The 20,501-nt window shown below is 64.3% G+C and carries 17 protein-coding genes; 10 read left to right on the top strand and 7 right to left on the bottom strand.

Features of this window, described 5'->3' with window-relative positions; translation table 11 throughout:
* Positions 1 to 147: 147 nt before the first annotated feature.
* The gene (locus P6U28_RS07080; protein ID WP_162500370.1) at positions 148 to 1,392 is read right to left on the bottom strand and encodes an ABC transporter substrate-binding protein; all 1,245 of its coding nucleotides are present in this window, start codon (positions 1,390 to 1,392) and stop codon (positions 148 to 150) included.
* An 89-nt stretch (positions 1,393 to 1,481) separates the two neighbouring features.
* Positions 1,482 to 2,297, bottom strand: coding sequence for a putative hydro-lyase (locus P6U28_RS07075; RefSeq protein ID WP_209295575.1), 816 nt, complete (start codon positions 2,295 to 2,297; stop codon positions 1,482 to 1,484).
* Between the two features lie 120 nt (positions 2,298 to 2,417).
* Between P6U28_RS07075 and P6U28_RS07070 the strand changes: the two genes are divergently transcribed.
* From P6U28_RS07070 to P6U28_RS07055, 4 genes are all read left to right on the top strand, one after another.
* Entirely contained in the window at positions 2,418 to 3,335 is a 918-nt protein-coding gene (locus tag P6U28_RS07070) for a LysR family transcriptional regulator (RefSeq protein ID WP_122404274.1), read from the top strand.
* 124 nt (positions 3,336 to 3,459) lie between these two features.
* Complete coding sequence (locus P6U28_RS07065) at positions 3,460 to 4,710, top strand: Zn-dependent hydrolase (RefSeq protein ID WP_407122000.1); 1,251 nt, start codon at positions 3,460 to 3,462, stop codon at positions 4,708 to 4,710.
* Positions 4,711 to 4,722: 12 nt separating this feature from the next.
* Positions 4,723 to 5,634: an NAD(P)-dependent oxidoreductase gene (locus P6U28_RS07060; RefSeq protein WP_122404276.1), complete on the top strand. Its 912-nt coding sequence runs from the start codon at positions 4,723 to 4,725 to the stop codon at positions 5,632 to 5,634.
* An 11-nt stretch (positions 5,635 to 5,645) separates the two neighbouring features.
* On the top strand, positions 5,646 to 6,719 hold the full coding sequence (locus P6U28_RS07055; protein ID WP_407121999.1) for a malate/lactate/ureidoglycolate dehydrogenase: 1,074 nt from the start codon (positions 5,646 to 5,648) through the stop codon (positions 6,717 to 6,719).
* Positions 6,720 to 6,775: 56 nt separating this feature from the next.
* Here P6U28_RS07055 and P6U28_RS07050 read toward each other — a convergent pair whose 3' ends face one another.
* Positions 6,776 to 7,849, bottom strand: coding sequence for a tartrate dehydrogenase (locus tag P6U28_RS07050; RefSeq protein ID WP_027571253.1), 1,074 nt, complete (start codon positions 7,847 to 7,849; stop codon positions 6,776 to 6,778).
* A gap of 154 nt (positions 7,850 to 8,003) precedes the next feature.
* Between P6U28_RS07050 and P6U28_RS07045 the strand changes: the two genes are divergently transcribed.
* Positions 8,004 to 8,780: an SDR family oxidoreductase gene (locus P6U28_RS07045; RefSeq protein ID WP_407121998.1), complete on the top strand. Its 777-nt coding sequence runs from the start codon at positions 8,004 to 8,006 to the stop codon at positions 8,778 to 8,780.
* A gap of 149 nt (positions 8,781 to 8,929) precedes the next feature.
* The gene (locus P6U28_RS07040; protein WP_407121997.1) at positions 8,930 to 10,348 is read left to right on the top strand and encodes an amidase; all 1,419 of its coding nucleotides are present in this window, start codon (positions 8,930 to 8,932) and stop codon (positions 10,346 to 10,348) included.
* A gap of 163 nt (positions 10,349 to 10,511) precedes the next feature.
* Here P6U28_RS07040 and P6U28_RS07035 read toward each other — a convergent pair whose 3' ends face one another.
* Complete coding sequence (locus P6U28_RS07035; RefSeq protein WP_407121996.1) at positions 10,512 to 11,618, bottom strand: amino acid ABC transporter permease; 1,107 nt, start codon at positions 11,616 to 11,618, stop codon at positions 10,512 to 10,514.
* A gap of 2 nt (positions 11,619 to 11,620) precedes the next feature.
* Positions 11,621 to 12,805, bottom strand: a complete 1,185-nt coding sequence (locus tag P6U28_RS07030; protein ID WP_129143560.1) for an amino acid ABC transporter permease — start codon at positions 12,803 to 12,805, stop codon at positions 11,621 to 11,623.
* Positions 12,806 to 12,893: 88 nt separating this feature from the next.
* Here P6U28_RS07030 and P6U28_RS07025 point away from each other — a divergent pair, with 88 nt between their 5' ends.
* The 4 genes from P6U28_RS07025 (at position 12,894) to P6U28_RS07010 (ending at position 16,934) form a co-directional block, all read left to right on the top strand.
* A complete protein-coding gene (locus P6U28_RS07025; protein WP_407121995.1) occupies positions 12,894 to 13,766 on the top strand; it encodes a MurR/RpiR family transcriptional regulator in 873 nt (290 codons plus the stop codon).
* A 3-nt stretch (positions 13,767 to 13,769) separates the two neighbouring features.
* Entirely contained in the window at positions 13,770 to 15,119 is a 1,350-nt protein-coding gene (locus P6U28_RS07020) for an aspartate aminotransferase family protein (protein ID WP_407121994.1), read from the top strand.
* 12 nt (positions 15,120 to 15,131) lie between these two features.
* Entirely contained in the window at positions 15,132 to 16,142 is a 1,011-nt protein-coding gene (locus P6U28_RS07015; RefSeq protein ID WP_407121993.1) for an amino acid ABC transporter substrate-binding protein, read from the top strand.
* Between the two features lie 141 nt (positions 16,143 to 16,283).
* Positions 16,284 to 16,934: an aspartate/glutamate racemase family protein gene (locus tag P6U28_RS07010; RefSeq protein ID WP_122404285.1), complete on the top strand. Its 651-nt coding sequence runs from the start codon at positions 16,284 to 16,286 to the stop codon at positions 16,932 to 16,934.
* On the opposite strand, the gene P6U28_RS07005 is transcribed toward P6U28_RS07010, so the two are convergent.
* Positions 16,931 to 17,578: a TetR/AcrR family transcriptional regulator gene (locus P6U28_RS07005; protein ID WP_122404286.1), complete on the bottom strand. Its 648-nt coding sequence runs from the start codon at positions 17,576 to 17,578 to the stop codon at positions 16,931 to 16,933. The genes P6U28_RS07010 and P6U28_RS07005 overlap by 4 nt on opposite strands.
* 863 nt (positions 17,579 to 18,441) lie before the next feature.
* Entirely contained in the window at positions 18,442 to 20,211 is a 1,770-nt protein-coding gene (locus P6U28_RS07000) for a tannase/feruloyl esterase family alpha/beta hydrolase (RefSeq protein ID WP_407121992.1), read from the bottom strand.
* Between the last annotated feature and the right edge of the window lie 290 nt (positions 20,212 to 20,501).

Here is a 20,501-nt window from a genome sequence, read left to right as displayed (position 1 = left end):
ACCTCCTCCTCATTGCGAGGAGGCCTTGCGACGAAGCAATCCAGACTGTCTCCGTGGATCCATTTCTGGATTGCTTCGCTTCGCTCGCAATGACGTGCGGTGAGGCAGCTCTATTGGCTAAACTGCCAAATGCTTGCCCCCCAACACCTACTTCATCGGCCAGATCGCCTCCGCGATCGCGGCTTGCGGCGGGAAGATGGTGACGAACTTGCCGCCGACATATTGCAGCAGCACCGGGTCGGCGTCGTTGTTCTGGCCCATCTCGTCGAACTTGACGCGCTTCCAGGGCATGATGGTCTGCTCGCCCGGAATGTCGGTCGCCGCCAGCGCATCGCGGATCTTCTCGCCGTCGGTCGACTTGGCGCGGCTGATGGCGTCGGCGAGAATGATCAGGCCCATGAACTGGCGCGAGGTGAGGTCGTTGAAATCCTTGCCCGAGCGCGCCTTGAACATCTCGTTGATCTTGCCGACCATCGGGCGCTTCTGCGCGAGGTCGAGCGAGAAGGTGCCACGCGAGATCACGCCTTCGAGCTTGTCGCCGACGGCATCATAGAGCGCCTTCTCGGAGAAGCCGGCGTCCTGCGCCACGATTGCATTCGGCTTGTAGCCGAGCTCGGCCATGGTCTTGACCAAGAGGATGCCGTCGGTGGTGTAGCTCGAGGGCATCAGCACGTCCGCATTGGCGGTCTTGAGCTGCTGCACCTCGGCCGAGAGCGAGGGCGAGTTGGTGCGATACTTGATGTCGGTGACGATCTTGTAGCCGCGCTCACCGGCGATCTTGGTCTGGGCATTGCCGGAATCGGTGCCGAAGATGGTGTCCTCGTGGAACAACGACAGCGTCTCGATCTTGGCGCCCTTCTTCTTCATGGCGTCGAAGAAGTCGAACATCGCGGCCGAGTACATCTCGTCATGCGGCGCAGCGCGGAAGTAATATTTCAGGCCGCGGCGATGCAGGCTCGGCGAGGAGTTGTCGGCGGAAACGAACGGGACCTGATAGCGTTCGCAGATCTGGCTGACGGTGACGGCCACCGCGCTCTGATAGGTGCCGATGATGGCGCAGACCTTCTCTTGCGTGATCAGGCGCTCGGCCTCGGCGCGGCCCTTCTGCGGATCGGCCTGGTGGTCGGCGAACACGAGACGGATCTTCGCACCGCCGAGACCCGGCAGGCCCTCGCCCTTGGCCAGCGGCAGGTCGAAATCAGTGTCCTTGTTGATGACCTCGAGCGCAGTCTCATAGGCCTTCTGCGCGTCGACGCCCTGCTGCGCGCTGCCGCCGGAGAACGGATAGATCACGCCGATCACGACTTCCGAGGTCTGTGCGCGCGCTGCCAGCGGCACCAGAGCGGCAGTGGCGGTGGCTCCCAACAACACGTCGCGGCGAGTGATCGTCATGGCAATGTCCCCTGTTACTGAATTTCGGCCGATCGAATGAAGCGATTGATGGATTCGGTAAAGCCTGAAGAAGCGGCAAACGCTGCCCACTAAATCACGGCCATGGCCCTGTTCTTGAGATCCGTCACCAGCATCAAGCCGGGCGAATGCGTGATCGCGAATGGGAGCTTCGCGGCGTTGATCACCGATTGCGGCGTCACGCCACAGGCCCAGAACACCGGGATCTCGTCATCCGCGACGGGCACCGGATCGCCGTAGTCGGGCTTCGCAATGTCCTTGATACCGATCAGATGCGGATGGCCGAGATGCACGGGCGCGCCGTGCACGGCGGGATAGCGTGAGGTGATCTGCACCGCGCGGATCGCATCCGCCGGCTTGAAAGGACGCATCGACACAACCATGGGACCGGCGAACGGTCCCGCCTCACCACAGGCGATGTTGGTGCGATACATCGGCACGCGCACGTTCTTCTCGATGTGGCGGATCGGCATGCCCTCCTCCAGCAGCGCCTCCTCGAACGAGAAGGAGCAACCGAGCACGAAGGTCACGAGATCGTCGCGCCAATACTTGGACACATCGGTCGGCTCGTCAACGACTTCGCCGTCACGCCAGACGCGGTAGCGGGGAACGTCGGTGCGGATGTCGAGATCGGCGCCGAGCGACGGGATGAAAGGACTGCCGACGTCGGACATGCCGATGATCGGGCACGGCTTCGGATTGAGCTGGCAGAAGCGGTGAAAGGCGCCGGCATATTCCGCCGGCAGGATCGCCAGATTGCCCTGAACGTATCCGGGGGCGACGCCGGCGGTGGAGGCGACCAGCCCCGCGCGGTAGGCGAGCCGAGCCTTACGGCTCGGAAGGGCGTCGGGCGTTTCAGTTTGCTGCGCTGCCACCAAAACAGTCATGTGATCGACCTGCCTATAAACTCGACAAAGACAAGCCAACACCAAGCGTGCTATAAAGTCTAATCGTCGTTTCTAATCAATCTCGATAAATCTGATTTATCGACTAGGAAAATCCTTCCAATGCTGGACTTCAGGTCGATCGAGACGTTCCTATGGGTTGTGAAGCTCGGCAGCTTTCGTGGCGCCGCGCAAAGGCTCAACACCACCCAGCCGGCGATCTCCCAGCGCATCGCCCAGCTCGAACGCGAGATGGGCGTGAAGCTCCTGAACCGCGATCATCGCATCGCCTCGCCGACGCCGAGCGGCCGGCAAATGATGGTCTATGCGGAGAAGCTGATCGGCCTGCGCGCGCAGATGATGGCGGAGATCGGCGACCGCTCGGCGATGCGCGGGGTGATGCGGCTCGGCGTCGCCGAGACCATCGTGCACACCTGGCTGCCGCGGCTCGTGAAGAGCGTGAACGAGGTCTACCCGAACCTGTCGCTGGAGATCGAAGTCGACATCACGCCGAACCTGACCGCGCGCCTGCTCGCGCAGGAGATCGAGCTCGCTTTCGTGGTGGGGCCGTTGTCCGCCTCCGGTGTGCACAATCGCGTGCTCGCCGATTATCCGATCGGCTTCCTCGCCAGCCCCTCGCTCGGGCTCGGCAAGGGGCCGGTGACGCCGGCGGAGCTTGCGCGGTTTCCGATCATCACGTTCCCGCGCAAGACCAAGCCTTACGAAGTCGTGCGCGAGGTGTTCGACCGCCCGGAGCTGCCGCCGATCCGCCTGCATGCCTCCGCCTCACTGGCGACGGTCATCCATATGGCGGTCGAGGGACTCGGTATCGCCGTAATCCCCGACGCCATCGTCGAGAACGAGCTTGCCGACGGGCGGCTGCAACTGCTCGACACCGATCTTGCGATCGCGCCGCTGACCTTCACCGCGAGCTGGCTCGCCTCGCCCGACGTCGTCGCCGTGGAGCGCGTTGCCGAACTCGCACGGCAGATTGCGCAGAGCAGCCTCGCGGTTGACGCGCCCGCGCTGGCGCGTCATTGAAAAAGCGCCGGACAACCTTCAACGTCATTCCGGGCCGATGCGACAGCATCGAACCCGGAATCTCGAGATTCCGGGTTCGGCTCTTCGAGCCGCTCCCGAACGACAGCCAAAATGGACTGACCGCATGAGCCGAGCCGCCACCAATCTGCAAATCGATTCCGCCCGCCTGTGGGGCTCCATCCACGAAACTGCTCAATTCGGCGCGACCGCCAAGGGCGGTGTGCGGCGGCTGACGCTCAGCAGCGAAGACAAACAGGTGCGCGACTGGTTCCGCAAGGCCTGCGAGGATGCCGGCCTGGAGGTCCACGTCGACGCGCTTGGCTCGATATTCGGCCTGCGCAAGGGACGCGACATGTCGAAGCCGCCGGTCGGTATCGGCTCGCATCTCGACACCCAGCCGACCGGCGGCAAGTATGACGGCATTTTGGGAACGCTCGGCGCGCTGGAGGTAATCCGCACGCTGAACGATGCCGGCATCGAGACCGAGGCGCCGATCTGCGTCGTCAACTGGACCAACGAGGAAGGCTCGCGCTTCGCACCTGCGATGATGGCCTCTGCCGCCTATGTCGGCGACTTCACCACCGACGACATTTTGTCGCGCAAGGACGCCGAAGGCACGACCGTCGGCCAGGCGCTCGACAGCATCGGTTATCGCGGCGACAAGCCGGTCGGCTTCCAGAAGCTCGGCTGCTTCGTCGAATTGCACATCGAGCAGGGTCCAATTCTGGAAGCGGAGGGCAAGACCATCGGCGTGGTCGATTCCGGTCAGGGCGTATTGTGGTATGACGGCAAGATCTCCGGCTTCGAGAGCCATGCGGGTTCGACCCCGATGCTGCTGCGACGCGATGCGCTGGCGACCTTGTCGGAGATCGTACTGGCGATGGAGTCCATCGCGAAGAAGCACGGACCGAACGCAGTCGGCACCATCGGCGAAGCCGTGATCGCAAACCCATCGCGCAACGTCATTCCCGGCGAGATCGCCTTCACCATGGACTGCCGCAGCGCGGATGACGCCATCATGGACGCGCTCGATCGCGATTTGCGCGCCGCGATTGGAGACATCGCCGCACGCCGCAAGGTCGAGGTCAAGATCGACCTGGTCTGGCGCAAGGCGCCGACGCATTTCGATCCGAAGCTGATTGCGGCAGTCGAGAACGCCGCGAAGACGCTCGGCTATTCCTCCCGCCGCATCACCTCCGGTGCCGGCCACGACGCCTGCAACCTCAACACCGTCATGCCGGCGGCGATGGTGTTCGTGCCCTGCAAGGACGGCATCAGCCACAACGAGCTCGAGGACGCCACGCAGGGCGACTGCGCCGCCGGCACCAACGTCCTCATGCATACCGTGCTGGCGATCGCCGGCGTCGCATCCTGACCGGAGAGAACCATGCGCGGAGTTTTCGTCGACGCCAATGAAACCCTCGCGGCGATCATGGAGCGGCTGAACAAGCCTGATGATCCCAAGGTCCGGATTAACCGGGATCCCGACATCAAGCCCGAGCAATACCCCGAGATCCTCGATGGCGCCGAGATCGCCATCGTCGACCACACCGCGCTGCCAACAGAGGTGGCAAAGAAATGCACCGGCTTGAAGCACGTCGTGTTCCTCGGCACCGGCGCGCGCAGCTACATGAACCCGGAGGAGCTCAGCGAGCTCGGCATCTCCGTCCATCTGATCAAGGGCTATGGCGACACGGCGGTCGCCGAATCCGCGATCGCGCTGATGTGGGCCTCGGCCCGCGTCATCGCGATGATGGACCGCGAGATGCGGGCCGGCAACTGGCTGCGCGAGGACGGCATGCAGCTCACCGGCAAGACCCTCGGCCTGATCGGCTTCGGCGGTATCGCCGCCGAGGTTGCGCGCATCGCGTCCGGTTCAGGCATGAAGGTGATCGCCTGGAACCGCTCGCCCAAGAGCCATCCCGGGGTCGAGTTCACCGATCTCGATACGGTGCTGGCCAGAAGCGACGTCGTGTCGCTGCATCTGCTGCTCAACGACGAGACCCGCGGCATGATCACGCGCGAGAGGATCTTTGCAATGAAGCGCGGTGTCATCCTCGTCAACACCGCCCGCGCCGCGATCGTCGACGAGGCCGCCATGATCGATGCGCTGAAATCCGGCCACATCCGCCATGCCGGCCTCGATGTCTTCAACATCGAGCCGTTGCCCGGCGATCATCCGCTGACGAAGCTGCCGAACGTGACGCTGTCGGCGCATTCCGCATTCCGCACGCCGGAAGCGAGCGAAAATCTGATTGAAGCGGCCTGGATCCACTGCCGCCGCATCGTGCAAGGATAAGAGCAACAACAATGGCCGACTATCGTACCATCAAGGCAGAGCCGCTCACCAACGCCATCCGCGCCATCGTCAAGGCCGGCGGCTCCTCGGACCGCGAAGCCGAGCTCGTGTCCACCAACCTCGTCGAGGCCAATCTGAAGGGACACGACTCCCACGGCGTCGGCATGATCCCGCGCTATGTCCAAAGCGTCACCAATGGCGCCCTCGCCGTGAACCAGCACGTCAAGATCGTGCTCGACACCGGTCCGCTCCTCACCCTCGACGGCCTCACCGGCTACGGCCAGGTGATCGGCCATGAAGCGATGGAGCTGGCGGCCGAGCGCGCCAAGCGCAACGGCGTGTGTCTCGTCGGCCTCTCCAACTCGCACCACATCGGCCGCATCGGCCACTGGGCCGAGCAGTGCATCGACCACGGGCTGGTGTCGATCCATTTCGTCAACGTGATCTCGCGTCCGATCGTGGCGCCCTGGGGCGGCAGCGATGCGCGCCACGGCACCAACCCGTTCTGCGTCGGCATTCCGCGCAGGGGCAAGGACCCCATCGTGCTCGACTTCGCCACCAGCAGGATCGCGCAGGGCAAGACCCGCGTCGCCCACAACAAGGGCGTCGAACTGGAGCCCGGCACCATCATCGACAATGAAGGCAAGCCCACGGTCAATCCGCGCTACACCGTGATCCCCCCGTACGGCGCCATCCTGCCGTTCGGCGAGCATAAGGGGTCGGGCCTCGCGTTGGTCTGCGAAATCCTCGGCGGCGCCCTCTCCGGCGGACAGGTGGTCAAGGGTCCGTCCGACGGCAAGTACAACGTCCTCAACGGCATGCTCTCGATCGTCATCGACCCGGGCAAGCTCGGCACCGGCGAAAATCTCGCGCGCGAAGTCGAGAGCTTCGTCGCCTGGCACACCGGCTCGCCGCCCGCACCCGGCGTCGACAAGGTCAGGATCGCCGGCGATCCCGAGCGCGAGACCAAGACGAAGCGCCTTGCCGAAGGCATTCCGATCGATCCGACCACTTGGCAGGAGATTCTAGAAGCCGCGAAGAAGTTCGGGCTGGATCAGGCGGCGATCGAGAAGATCGTCGGGTGATAAACTGTCGGACGCTGGCGCGTTCCGCCTTGGATGCGTGAACGCGCCAGAACAACTTAGTCCACCATATCCGCGACCGCCTTGCCGCAGGCCGTAGTATCGGCATTGCCGCCGAGGTCCTTGGTGCGGAGCGTGCGTTCGGCCAGCGTGCGCTCGATCGCCTCGACGATCGATTTGCCGGCTTCCTTCTCGCCGAGATGCTCGAACATCATCGCGCCGGACCAGATCATGCCGATCGGGTTGGCGATGCCCTGCCCCGCGATATCGGGCGCCGAGCCGTGAACAGGCTCGAACACCGAGGGGAAATCGCCCTCGGGATTGATGTTGCCGGACGGTGCGATGCCGATGGTGCCGGTGCAGGCCGGGCCGAGGTCGGAGAGGATGTCGCCGAACAGATTCGAGCCGACCACGACGTCGAACCAGTCCGGATGCAGCACGAAATTCGCCGTGAGAATGTCGATGTGGTACTTGTCCCACTTCACGCCCGGAAACTTCTTGGCCATCGCTTCCACGCGCTCGTCCCAATAGGGCATGGTGATCGAGATGCCGTTGGACTTGGTCGCCGAGGTCAGGTGCTTCTTCGGCCGCGACTGCGCGAGCTCGAAGGCGAACTTCAGGATACGGTCGACGCCGGTGCGGGTCATGACCGTCTGCTGCGTCACGAACTCGCGGTCGGTATCCGGGAACATGCGGCCGCCGACGGAGGAATATTCGCCTTCCGTGTTCTCGCGCACCACCCAGAAATCGATGTCGCCGGGCTTGCGACCTGCCAGCGGCGACGGCACGCCGGGCATCAGCCGCACCGGACGCAAATTCACGTACTGGTCGAACTCGCGGCGGAACTTGATCAAGGAGCCCCACAGCGAGACGTGATCCGGAATCTTGGCCGGCCAGCCGACCGCACCGAAATAGATCGCATCGTGCTTGCCGATCTTCTCCTTCCAGTCATCAGGCATCATCTGGCCGTGCTTCTCGTAATAGTCGTAGGACGAGAAATCGAAATGGTCGAAATGCACGGAGACGCCGTGCTTCTTGGCGGCCGCCTCCAGAACGCGCAGACCTTCCGGCATCACTTCCTTGCCGATGCCATCGCCAGGAATGACTGCGATCCGGTATTGCTTCTTGCTCATCGATAACGTCCTTGGTTGGTCCGGCAGCCGCCGCGTTTTGACCGCACTGCAATGGACCAAACGCGGCGGCAGTGCAACGCTGCACTGCAATCTTGACCATGGCGCGGCCAAGCGCCTACTGATTTGATCCTGTTCCCACGAACGAGTACCCCTCATGGATCTGCATCTGCGTGGCAAGCGCGTCCTGATCACCGGCGCGTCCAAGGGCATCGGCGCAGCCGCCGCCGAGGCGTTCGCCGAGGAAGGCGCGCATCTCCTGCTGGCGGCCCGCAGCGGTGAGGTGCTGAACGCGCTGGCCGACCGCTTGCGCGCAGCGCACCAGATCGACGCCGCGACGAGCATCGTCGATCTGCGCAAGGAAGAGGACGTCGCGCGGCTGGCGAAAGAAGCTGCCGACGTCGACGTGCTCGTCAACAATGCCGGCGATATCCCCGGCGGCTCGATCGACAAGATCGACGAGGCGACCTGGCGGCACGCCTGGGAATTGAAGGTGTTCGGCTACATCAACCTCACGCGGCATATCTATGCGCAGATGAAGGCGAAGGGTGGCGGCGTCATCGTCAACGACATCGGCGCAGCTGGCGAGAGATTCGACGCAAACTACATCTGCGGCAGCGCCGGCAATGCGGCCCTGATGGCGTTCACACGTGCGCTCGGCGGCAAGAGCCTCGCCGACAACATCCGCGTCGTCGGCATCAATCCCGGGCCCGTCGGCACCGACCGCCACGTCACCCTGCTCAAGACACGGGCCAAGCACCAATTCGGCGACGAGAGTCGCTACAAAGAATTCCAGAAGAGCCTGCCGCTCGGCCGCCCCGCGCATGCCCGCGAGATCGGCGACCTCATGGCGTTCCTGGCGTCGGACCGCGCCGGCTACACGTCGGGCGTGATCTACACGGTGGACGGCGGCATCAGCGCGGGGTGGGGTTAATCGCCCCGAAATGATTTAGGCACCGTCGTTCCGGGGCGATGCAAGAGCATCGAACCATGGTGCGCAGTTGCGCACCTGAGAACCCTCGAGATTCCGGGTTCGCCCTTCGGGCGCCCCGGAATGACGATCCAGAGGTAGGAGTAAGATAGTTGTCTCAAGACCTGATCCGCGAAACCGCCTGCACCGTCGTCGACAAGCTGCGCTCCGGCGACGTCTCGCCGCTCGAGCTCCTGGATGTACTGGAGAAGCGCATCGCTGAGGTTGACGGCAAGGTCAACGCGCTGCCGATACTGTGCTTCGATCGCGCGCGCGAGAGTGCGAAGACGCTGATGCAGAAGCCGGCCGGTGCGCGCGGGCTGCTCGCAGGCCTGCCGGTGCCGATCAAGGACCTGACCGACGTCGCGGGCGTACTGAACACGCAGGGCTCGCCGATCTTCAAGGACAACATCCCCGCGAAATCCGACCTCATGGTCGAGAACCTCGAGGCCAACGGCGCCCTCGTCTACGCCAAGTCGAACACGCCGGAATTCGGCGCCGGCGCCAACACCTTCAACGAGGTGTTCGGCGCGACACTCAATCCCTGGAATACGACGAAATCGGCAGCGGGATCGTCCGGCGGCGCGGCGGTGGCGCTTGCGACCGGCATGGCCTGGCTGGCACAGGGCTCCGACATGGGCGGGTCCTTGCGCAGCCCGGCTAGCTTCTGCGGCATCGTCGGCATGCGGCCGAGCATCGGCCGCGTCGCGCATACGCCGAAGGCAGGTATCGATCGCAATCTCGGCGTGCAGGGCCCGATGGCGCGCAACGTCGAGGATCTCGCGCTGCTGCTCGATGCCATGAGCGGCGACTACGCCGACGATCCGCTGTCACTGCCGGCGCCCGCAACCTCGTTCCTGACATCCGCGCGCGCAGGCAAGAAGCCGAAGCGTATCGCCTATTCGCCCGATCTCGGCATCACCCCGGTCGATCCCGAAGTGAAAGCGATTACGCGCAAAGCGGCGGAACGCTTTGCCGAAGCCGGCGCGATCGTCGAGGAGGCGCATCCCGATTGGCGCGAGGCGCATGAATGCTTCCACGTGCTGCGCGCCTTCGATTTCGCGATCAGCAAGGCCAATCTGCTACGCACCAAGCGGGACCTGCTCAAGCCTGAGGTGATCTGGAACATCGAGGAAGGCCTCAAGCTCACGGTCGACCGGCTGGCGCGCGCCGAGGAGCAACGCGTCGGTATGACCGCGCGCGCGGTCGAATTCTTCAAGACCTACGATCTGCTGCTGACACCGACGACGATCGTGCCGCCCTTCCCGATCGAACATCGCTATGTCGCCGAATGCGCCGGCAAGAGGTTCGAGAACTACATCGAGTGGCTCGGCATCGTCTACGCCATCACGCTGGCCTGCTGCCCGTCGTTGTCGCTGCCGTGCGGCTTCACGGCATCAGGCTTGCCCGTCGGCGTGCAGGTGGTCGGCGCCCCCCGCGCCGACGCGCAGGTGATCGCCGGCGCGAAGGTGCTGGAGGATATTCTGGACCTTCGCGCCACGACGCCGATTGATCCAAAGGTGAAGCGGTAATCGTGCTCCGGGCGCAGCGCAGCGTCCCGGGCGGTGCGAAGGATCGTCCGGTGCGGTGCGCTGCAGAGCCGGGGCCCATCTCTCCGCGAGCTCCCGTGAATTCCTGGGTCCCGGCTCTCCGGCGCAGCGCTGGCGCGCTGCACCTCGTCCGGGACACGAGACCTCATCTCCCGCTCCTTGCCTCCAGGCTCCGGCTGTAGCGCGACATCGCAAAGCAAAAGACAAAGTAGATCGCGGCGACGAAGACGTAGACCTCGACCGAGAACTGCTGCCAGGCCGGATCGATGATCGCGGTCTTGGCCGTCGTCAGCAGATCGAAGATGCCGATGATCAGCACGAGGCTGGTGTCCTTGAAGAAGGCGATGAAGGTGTTGACGAGCGGCGGGATGACGTGGCGGATCGCTTGCGGCAGGACGATGAGCCGGTGCTTGCGCCAGTAGGACAGGCCCAGCGCGTCGGCGGCTTCATATTGCCCGCGCGGCACGGCTTGAAGCCCGCCGCGGATCACTTCGGCGAGGTAGGCGCCGGCGAACAGGATGATCGCGATCTGCGCGCGCAGCAGTTTGTCGATGTTGAATCCGGCGGGCATGAATAGCGGAAACATCACGCTCGCCATGAACAGCAGGCTCACCAGCGGCACGCCGCGGATCAGCTCGACATAGAGCACGCTGAGCGAGCGGATGGCCGGCAGCTTCGAGCGACGGCCGAGCGCGACCAGGATGCCGAGCGGGAAGCCGAAAGCGAGACCGAACGTCGCCAGGATCAGCGTCACCGGCAGTCCGCCCCAGCGGTCTTGCGAAACGAAGGACAGCCCGAGCACGCCGCCCCACATCAGCACGCTGATCAGCGCCAGCGCACCGATCCAGAGATAGACAAGCTCGCGCCGCCACAGTGCGCGGCGGGTCGAGAGGTAGTACAGCACGATGAACAGCCCGACTGATAGCGCCGGCCGCCACTGCTCGTCGAATGGATAGGTGCCGAACAGGATGAAGCGATATTTCTCGGGGATGATCGCCCAGCAGGCACCGACGCCACGCACTGCGCGGCAGGCGCTGGAATCGTTCGGCGGCGTCAGCCAGACCGCGTTCGCCATGCCCCATTGCACGAAGCTGAAGATGCCCTTGGCGAGCAGCGCCAGCAGCACGACCGTGATGATGCCGTTCGGGATCGAGGAGAACAGATTGGTGCGCAGCCAGCGCAGCACCGGATTGCCCATCTGCGGACGGCGGGCGGCGCGCGGGGCGTCCGGAATCTCCGTGATTGCGGTCATGATCAGCGCTCCACCAGCGCGATGCGCGCATTGTACCAGTTCATGAAGAAGCTGATCGAAAGGCTGATGGTCAGGAACACCGCCATGATCAGGGCGATGGCTTCGATCGCCTGCCCGGTCTGGTTCAGCGTGGTGTTGGCAATCGAGACCACGTCCTGGTATCCGATCGCGACCGCGAGCGAGGAGTTCTTGGTCAGATTGAGATACTGGCTCGTCATCGGCGGCACGATGACGCGGAGCGCCTGCGGCAGGATGATCTGCCGCAGCATGAAGCTGCGACGCAGGCCGAGCGCGTTGGCGGCATCCCATTGGCCGCGCGGCACCGACTGGATGCCGCTGCGGACGATCTCGGCGATGAAGGCCGAGGTGTAGGTGACGAGCGCGATCAGCAGCGCGAAATATTCCGGCGCGAGCGTCAGCCCGCCAACGAAGTTGAAGCCGCGCAGCTGCGGCCATTCGATCGACCAGGACACGCCGAGCGCGAGCGAGACCGCCACCGGCATCACGACGATGAGGCCGAGCGCAAACGGCCAGGCCGGCCGCGGCCTTCCGTCGCGCATCTGCTGCGCGACCAGCCATCGCCGAATGACATAGGACACCGCGCAACCCAATACCGCAGCGCCGAGCACCGCGAGTTGCGGCGGACCGAACGGGATCGCCGGCAGGATCAGGCCGCGATTGGAGAGGAACACGCCCTCGACGGGTCGCCAGGCGGCGCGTGCAGCCGGCAAGGCCTGCATCAGCACGTACCAAAACAGGAGCTGAAGCAGCAGCGGGATGTCGCGGAGCGTTTCGACATAGACGGCGGCGAGCCGCGACAGCAGCCAGTTGGCCGACAGCCGCGAGATCCCGATCAACGTGCCCAAGATCGTCGCAAGGACGATGCCGATCACGGCGACGCGCAAGGTGTTGGCGATGCCGACGACGAACGCCCAGAAATAGGTGTCCCTCGGATTGTAGGCGAGCAGGCTGTCGGCAATGGGCATGCCGGCCTCGCGGCCGAGAAAGGCGAAGCCAGTCGTGATGCGCCGGGCCGAGAGATTGGTGACGGTGTTGGACCAGAGGAAGACGATCACTGCGACCGCGATGCCGACCACCAGGACCTGCCAGAACAGGCCCTCCAATTCGTTCCGCCCAAGCGCGAACAGGCGGCGGCGCGGCGGCGGTCTGGGATGATCGGCAGTCACAGCACAAAAATCCTTCTCAAAATGCAGCGATTTCCGGCGGCGCACGTCAAGTGTTGCACCAAACCCCGTTTCATGCAACAAATGTTTCATGGCTGAGCCCGCGAAATCCTCGCCCTTGAGCGAACTGCGCATCGCGTTGCCATCGCTGCCGATGCGGCTGCAGGAGGTCGGGCGCTTCGTCGCGGCCAATGACTATGACGCCACCACCCGCTCAATGCGCGATCTCGCGGCAGAGGCCGGCGCCGATCCAGCCGCGTTCACGCGGCTTGCCAAGGCGATCGGCTATTCTGGCTGGGACGAACTGCGTGCGGCGCTGACCGAGGCACGGCGGCCGTCGCAGACCGCGCCCTTCTCCGGGCGCACAAAAGGCCGTCGCCATGGGCCGAACGCCGATGTCGCACTTGTCATCGACAAGCTCGAGGCCGAGGCCGCCGGCCTTCCGCGCATTCCAGCGCAACTCATTGCAGAAGCGGCGCGCGCGCTGCACGATGCCAAGCGGATCTGGATCGCAGGTTATCGAAGCTGCCGCAGCGTTGCGGAGCTCCTGAATTACGAGCTGCGACTGTTCCGCCCCGAGCAGGTGCAGCTCGTCGGCGCATCCGGTCCCGACGATCTCGATCTCGGCGCCTTCCGTCCCGGCGAAGCCGTCATCGTGATCGGCTTCCTGCCTTACACACATGCGAGCGTCCGCGTCGCGCAAGCCGCTCATCGCAGTGGCGCAACGCTGATCGCGATTGCGGACAGTCTCGCAGCGCCGATGGCCGAGGGCGCCAACCACGTGCTGCTGTTCGAAGCCGCCTCATCGCCCGGCTTCTTCCCGAGCCTCACCGGCGCCATCGCGATCGCCCAGTCGCTCGCTGCGGTGATGTTCTCGCTCGGCGGTACGGCCGCCAAGAAACGTCTGGAGAATACCGAGGCGCGGCTTGCTGCGGCCTCGACTTACGTCTCGGAGAAAGGTTGATCCATGAGTACTCGCACCAGCCGCGTGCTGCATCGCTCGCTACGCGAGACGCCGCCGAAGGCGATTGGCGGCGAAGGCGTTTATCTCTTCGCCGAGGACGGGCGCCGCATCATCGACGCCTCCGGCGGGGCGGCGGTCTCCTGCCTCGGCCATCAGCATCCGCGCGTGGTCGCGGCGATGGCAAAGCAGGCCTCCACTCTCGCCTATGCGCATACTGCTTTCTTCTCCTCCGAGCCGGCAGAAGCACTTGCCGAAACGCTGGTGGGACACGAGCCCGGCGGCCTCGCCTACGCCTATTTCGTCAGCGGCGGGTCGGAGGCGATCGAAGCCAGCATCAAGCTGGCGCGGCAATATTTCATCGAGCGCGGCGAGCCGCAGCGGCAGCACTTCATCGCCCGGCGGCAGAGCTATCACGGCAACACGCTCGGCGCGCTCGCCGCCGGCGGCAATGCCTGGCGCCGCGCACCCTATGCGCCGCTGCTCTCGACCGCTTTCAGTCACGTGACGCCGGCCTTCGCCTACCACGAGAAGCGCGAGAGCGAGTCGGATGCGCAGTTCGTCGCACGGCTCGCCGCCGAGCTCGAAGCCGAGTTTCAGCGGCTCGGCCCCGACACCGTGGCTGCATTCCTCGCCGAGCCCGTCGTCGGCGCCACCGCCGGCGCCGTGACCGCACCGGACGGCTACTTCAAAGCCGTGCGCGAGATCTGCGATCGCCACGGCGCTCTGCTGATCCTCGACGAGGTGATGTGCGGCATGGGCCGCACCGGCACGACGCATGCCTGGGAGCAGGAGGGCGTGGCGCCTGATATCCAGGCGATCGCAAAGGGGCTCGGCGGCGGCTATCAGCCGATCGGTGCGATGCTCGCAAGCGGCAAGATCATCGACACCATCCGTTCGGGCTCGGGCGCATTCCAGCACGGCCACACTTATCTCGCGCACCCCCTCGCCTGCGCGGCCGCGCTCGCGGTGCAGGATGTGATCCGCGAGGACGGTCTGCTCGAGCAAGTCAAGGAGCGCGGCCGGCAGCTCGAGCAGCGCCTGACCGAACGTTTCGGCAATCACCGCCATGTCGGCGACATCAGGGGCCGCGGCCTGTTCTGGGCGATCGAGCTCGTCACCGATCGCGCGACGCGCGCCTCCTTCGATCCAGCGCTCAAGCTGCACCAGAAGATCAAGGCCGAAGCCTTCGCCGGCGGGCTCGGCTGCTATCCGGGCGGCGGCACCGTTGACGGTGTGCGCGGCGACCACGTGCTGCTGGCGCCGCCCTATATCGCATCAGTCGACGAGATCGACCTGATCGTCGACAAGCTCGGCACCGCCGTCGATAACGTGTTGCGTAGCATCAATCACTGAGGGGAGAGTAGTATGAGGAAAGTGGTTATCGCAGCGAGCGTGCTCGCAGCATCAACGGTGATGGCGTCGGCGGCGACGCTCGACACGGTGAAGAGCCGCGGCACGCTGGTCTGCGGCGTCAGCGCCGGGTTCGCGGGCTTCTCCGCGCCGGACTCGCAAGGCAACTACAAGGGTCTCGACGTCGACTATTGCCGCGCGCTTGCCGCCGGCGTGCTCGGTGACCCCAACAAGGTGCGCTACGTCTCGCTGACGGCCCAGAACCGCTTCACCGCGCTGCAATCAGGCGAGATCGACGTGCTGTACCGCAACTCGACGCAGACCTACTTGCGCGGCGTGACGCTGGGCCTGCGCCAGGGCCCGATCAACTTCTACGACGGCCAGGGTTTTGTCGTGAAGAAGAACCTCGGCGTGAAGGAGCTGAAGGACCTCAAGGGCGCCACCGTCTGCGTCGCGCAAGGCACCACGCACGAGGTCACGCTCGGCGATTACGGCCGAGCCAACGGCATCGACTGGAAGCCGCTGGTGTTCGATCGCGTCGACACCATGTACCAGACCTTTTTCGGCGGCCGCTGCGATGCCATGACCCAGGACGCTTCCGCACTCGCCGGCGCGGTGACTACGGCGGCGCCGAACCCGGCCGACTACGTCGTGCTGCCGCAGACCATCAGCAAGGAGCCGCTCGGCCCCTTCACCCGCAACGGTGACGAAGTCTGGAGCGACATCATCACCTGGTTGCATTACGGCCTGATCGAGGCCGAGGAGCTCGGGGTCACGCAGGCCAATGTCGAGGAGATGACGAAGTCGCAGACGCCGGCGATCCAGCGCCTGCTGGGCACCTCGGGCGACCTCGGCTCGCGACTCGGGCTCGACAACAAATGGCTGGCCACGGCGATCAAGGCCACCGGCAACTACGGCGAGATCTATGAGCGCAACGTCGGCAAGGCGAGCCCGCTCAAGCTCGATCGCGGGCTCAATGGCCTCTGGAGCAAGGGCGGCCTGATGTACGCCATTCCGTTCAAGTAGATATTGATCGTGTCCCGGACGCGCTGCAGTGCAACGCTCCTGCGCAGAGCCGGGACCCAGCAGCGACAATGGACCCCGGCTCCGGAGCGCAGTGCTGCGCATTGCGCTCCGTCCGGGGCACGGAACCAGTAGACACGTTCAATGGCAACGCCCCCTCGCATCGCCCTGATCCACGCCCTCAAGCATTCCATCGCCCCGATCGAAGCGGCGTTTGCAAAGGCGTGGCCCGAGGCGCGGCTGATGAACCTGCTCGATGACAGCCTGTCGGCGGACCTGGCGCGCGACGGTTCGCTCAGCGACACCATGACCGATCGCTTCCTCGCGCTCGGCGATTACGCAGCGGCGACGGGAGCGGATGGAATCTTGTTCACTTGCTCCGCTTTCGGCCCCTGCATCGAGGCGGTGGCGCGCGCGCATGCATCGATGCCAGTGCTCAAGCCGAACGAGGCCATGATCGAGCGCGCGGTGACGATGGGCCAGCGCATCGGCCTGCTCTCGACTTTTCCGCCGACGCTGGTCTCGATGCCGCCGGAATTTCCGACCTCCGTCCAAATCGTTCCGAAACTCGCCGAGGGCGCGTTGGCTGCGCTCGACCGCGGCGACCGCGCCACACATGACCGGCTGATTGCGGAGGCTTCAAGGGAGCTGCGCGATTGCGACGTCGTCGCACTGGCGCAGTTCAGCATTGCGGCAACGGCGCCGCTGGTCGCGGAGGCAACCGGTCGCCCTGTCGTGACGACGCCGGACAGCGCGGTCGACAAGCTGATGAGACTGCTGAAGGCGAAGGCTTAAGCGCCAGCCCTTTTTCGACGCTGGACGTCCTTGATCGCGACCGCAAGCGCAGCCTTCGTCTCGTGGACGAAATCCTCGACCAGCTCCTCGCGCGTGGCATGCGCCGCCTCGCCGGTGAACAAGCCCTGCTCGGCCAGCATCACCACACCGTGGAGCGCCGCCCAGATCTTGAGCGCCTGCCGTTCACGCAAGTAGCCGACAGCGGGCGCTTCCAAAGCTTCGATCACGAGCGCAAAGGTCTCCCGTGTCGCCTCGTGCAGCTCGCTGCCCTTGGCCGCACAGGACACCGTGCGCGAAGCGAACATCAATCGGTAGATGCCATTTCGGCGCAGACCGAAATCGAGCGTCGCCTGCGCGAGTCGCGAGAGTTTCGACTGCTTCGACGGCTTTGCCATTGCCTCGCGCAGAAGCGCCGAGAGCTGCCGGAATGCCTCCGCGGTGACTGCCGCGAGCAGCGCCTCGCGGTCGGCAAAATGCCGGTATGGCGCCGGCTGCGAGACACCGAGCTTCTTTGCAAGCGCCTTGATGCTGATCGCCTCGGCGCCGCCCTGCTCTGCTTCGTGCAGCGCAGCCTTGATCAACGCATCGCGAAGATCGCCATGGTGGTAGGTCTTCACGGGCTTGCGGGCGAGTTTTGAGTGCATGTTGAGGCGAAGCCTATATGGTCCGTCAGGCAATTACCGAGAATATCATCGCAGCACTTTCAGACATTTAGTTTCCCCGGTCCAACCTCGATTGCGAAACTTACCAAGCAAAAAGTGCGGGATAAAGCGACAAGTCGAGCAAAACGTGCGAAAGGATTCTCATTCTGTATCCATACGCGGCTCCGATGTGGGATTGCACGTTCAACCCGATCCGGCTCGCCGCGGCGGAAGCTGCCCTGAATCTTCTAATTCTTCGGCACCCGTCAGGATCAGCACGCCATGAGCCAGCGCATGCGCTTCCAGCAGCTGTCGAACACTATCCGTGACCGGTCCGTACTGAACGGCCCAAAGCCGGTAGTCTGGGTTCAAAGACCTCCTCGATGTGAGATTGCCGCTGGTCGTCGCGCGCGATCTCGATACGGTGTGGACGACGCTGATGACGGAATACCCGCACGCCACCACTGCCATCTCGTTCCCCAAAATATGTTGAAGCACCCTCGCGCCAACGTAGCTCGATCTAGATCATGGCTGCCCACGGCGGCGCATTGTTAGCCAGCACACACCGGACCCGACGAGTTGCCTCGGTGTCTCAAAGCGTATGCTTAACCCAAAACCGGCTCTCCCGCTTTTGTTTGTGAGAGCTTAGTTTTGACGGTGCTCATTCCCCGTTCAAACGACGCGATTTGCAGCAAGCTTCAAACGGCTGCCCAACCAATGACGCTGAGCTCGCCATGATCGACCCAGGGCAGGTTCAATTCGCGAGGGGGAAATAGCTTCTCCTGCAAAATGGGGCCCAAGACGGCGACCCTCGCCTCGGCCGGTATCGCAACAATCAGGTTTGTGTGCCGGCAACGCTTCAGGGACTAGCGGCAGCTGAAGCTAGAAGACTGCGTCGCCGGGCCGTGGCCATCCCACGTCGTCCGCTGGGGATAGACGCAGACTGGATAGCTCACACTGCCATCGCGCGAGGTCAACGTGATCTCGCCCGGCGCGACTCCCTTCTCGACCCAATCGGTCAATGCGGAGAAGAACTGGTCCTTGTCGCGGGTCGGCGTTTGGTTGGCGTTGCCTGGCAGCTTCGGCAGCGGCACGGCGTCGTTCTTGCCGGTCACGGTGTACGAGCGACCCTGCGAGGAATGCGCGACCCCCGGCACCAGATACATCCGCATGAATTTTGAGACCTCGGCATCGCCGCCCATCGCAGCAAGCACGCGCTCGTGATAGTTGACGTTGCCGGCCGGCGGGATCGCATCATCCGCAAGTCCGCTCCACACGATCACCTTGCGGCCGAGATCGCGCAGCTTGGAGAGATCCGTCTTGTCGGTGATCAGATTGCTGAACAGCGTGGGCTGCAGCGCGACGTTCTTGTCGACGCCAGCGGCGAGGTCGGCATAGTCGAGCTCGAGCCAGCGGTTACGCTTGGCGGTCGAGGTGTTGGTGATCGGAATGGCTGACGTCGCGCTGGCATCGGCGGCGTAGCTGACGTCCTGCATGCCGAGCGCAAAATTGTCAGTCGACGCGCTCGTGATCTGCATCGAGATCGACGTGCCCTTGGTAAAAGTCCACCACAGCTGCTTCACGCCGAGCGCTTTACCGCTACGGGCTTCCGCCGTCTGAGCCGGATCGACGCTGCCATCGCGGGTCGCCCCGTACCAGATCTTATTGAGCGCACCCGCTTCCTTCGCGCTCATGCAGGCCGCCGTGTCGCCATTGCTGCCGGTGACGCCGTCGCCCGCTTCGCCCGCACAAAGCAGCACCGCGTCACGCGCGGGATTGTAGTCGCAGGCGAAGGGATCAAGCAGGAAGCCGAGGCCGGCCTTGTCGCAGGTCGCAACAGCGCGCTTATTGGCGGCCTCGACCTTGGCGGCGAAAGCGGCGGCCTCTGGCTTGTTGATTGCTGTGAAGCCCAGCTCGGTCTTCATCACGATCTGCGGATAGAGGCTGGTGGTGCCGAACTTCGCGATGTTCAGCGCAGGCTGCGCAATCATGTAGCCGTCATAGAGCTCGGGATACTCCTGCAGGATCTTCAGGCCCTGGCGGCCGCCCTGCGAGTGTCCATCGTAGTAGACGAATTTCGGCACCTTGCCGTAGTAGAGATTGACCAGCGCTTTGGTCTTGACCGCCTGCTCGACCATCGCCCGCACCGCGAAGTCGCGCAGGCCCTCGACGTTGACCTTGCCGTCGGAGAGGAAGGCGAACGAGCCGTCCTGATACCAGGGCTGGCCCGCATCCGTTGTTCCGGAGGCATATCCGATATTGGCATTGACGATCGCCGGCACCTTGCTGCCGATCTTGTCGGGGTAGCGATGGCCGCCGCCGACCCAGCCGCCGCCGCCATAGTTGCGGATGCGCTCATTCCAGTTACCCTGCGTTGGCAGCCAGACTTCGATGCCGATACCTTCTGAATAAGACGGCGCGGTCTTGTCTTTCTCAGCCGTGACGCCGGGACCGACCAGCAGCTTCACGAGGCAAAGATCGGCTGCCGCCGTGATCGGCTTCGGCGCATCGGGCGCCAACAACTCCTCACTCTTCTTGACTTGGCGGACCGCGATCACCGTCGTGATCTCGTCGGGATGGAAGGCAGCCTTGATGCCGTCGTCACAAGCCAGCGGCTCGGCGGATGCCGATGTCATCTGGCAAGTCGCAGCCACCAGCAGTATTGCCCATAAATTCCTTCGCGCGATCGGCATCGGTTCTCTCCCCTCGCTTATTGTTTTCTGTTGGCAGCCCGCGGCCGCCTTAATCCACAATCGTCAGCGGCCGCGACTCGCGGGTCTGCGCGGCGAGTCGGGCCGCGACATCGGCGGCGCCCAAGCGCCGTCTCGCGCGCCGCCGCGTGCGCGCAGCGCCCGTCTGGTCAAGGCGCGCGCAGATCATCCCTCTTCATTCCGTTTTAGAATGATCTTCTGATTAAACATCGTTT

This window comes from Bradyrhizobium sp. STM 3561, assembly GCF_045571455.1.
GTDB classification, from domain to species: domain Bacteria; phylum Pseudomonadota; class Alphaproteobacteria; order Rhizobiales; family Xanthobacteraceae; genus Bradyrhizobium; species Bradyrhizobium vignae.
The sequence above is the reverse complement of the archived record's forward strand: the minus strand, read 5'-3'. Positions and strand labels throughout refer to the sequence as shown.

Excerpts from the sequence above, each read along its gene's own strand:
- P6U28_RS07045 (WP_407121998.1), top strand. The coding sequence starts at position 8,004 with ATGGATCTGCATCTGCGTGGCAAGCGCGTCCTGATCACCGGCGCGTCC.
- P6U28_RS07070 (WP_122404274.1), top strand. The coding sequence starts at position 2,418 with ATGCTGGACTTCAGGTCGATCGAGACGTTCCTATGGGTTGTGAAGCTC.
- P6U28_RS07080 (WP_162500370.1), bottom strand. The coding sequence starts at position 1,392 with ATGACGATCACTCGCCGCGACGTGTTGTTGGGAGCCACCGCCACTGCC.
- P6U28_RS07075 (WP_209295575.1), bottom strand. The coding sequence starts at position 2,297 with ATGACTGTTTTGGTGGCAGCGCAGCAAACTGAAACGCCCGACGCCCTT.
- P6U28_RS07015 (WP_407121993.1), top strand. The coding sequence starts at position 15,132 with ATGAGGAAAGTGGTTATCGCAGCGAGCGTGCTCGCAGCATCAACGGTG.
- P6U28_RS07055 (WP_407121999.1), top strand. The coding sequence starts at position 5,646 with ATGGCCGACTATCGTACCATCAAGGCAGAGCCGCTCACCAACGCCATC.
- P6U28_RS07000 (WP_407121992.1), bottom strand. The coding sequence starts at position 20,211 with ATGACATCGGCATCCGCCGAGCCGCTGGCTTGTGACGACGGCATCAAG.
- P6U28_RS07065 (WP_407122000.1), top strand. The coding sequence starts at position 3,460 with ATGAGCCGAGCCGCCACCAATCTGCAAATCGATTCCGCCCGCCTGTGG.
- P6U28_RS07025 (WP_407121995.1), top strand. The coding sequence starts at position 12,894 with ATGGCTGAGCCCGCGAAATCCTCGCCCTTGAGCGAACTGCGCATCGCG.
- P6U28_RS07010 (WP_122404285.1), top strand. The coding sequence starts at position 16,284 with ATGGCAACGCCCCCTCGCATCGCCCTGATCCACGCCCTCAAGCATTCC.
- P6U28_RS07050 (WP_027571253.1), bottom strand. The coding sequence starts at position 7,849 with ATGAGCAAGAAGCAATACCGGATCGCAGTCATTCCTGGCGATGGCATC.
- P6U28_RS07060 (WP_122404276.1), top strand. The coding sequence starts at position 4,723 with ATGCGCGGAGTTTTCGTCGACGCCAATGAAACCCTCGCGGCGATCATG.
- P6U28_RS07035 (WP_407121996.1), bottom strand. The coding sequence starts at position 11,618 with ATGACCGCAATCACGGAGATTCCGGACGCCCCGCGCGCCGCCCGCCGT.
- P6U28_RS07020 (WP_407121994.1), top strand. The coding sequence starts at position 13,770 with ATGAGTACTCGCACCAGCCGCGTGCTGCATCGCTCGCTACGCGAGACG.
- P6U28_RS07005 (WP_122404286.1), bottom strand. The coding sequence starts at position 17,578 with ATGCACTCAAAACTCGCCCGCAAGCCCGTGAAGACCTACCACCATGGC.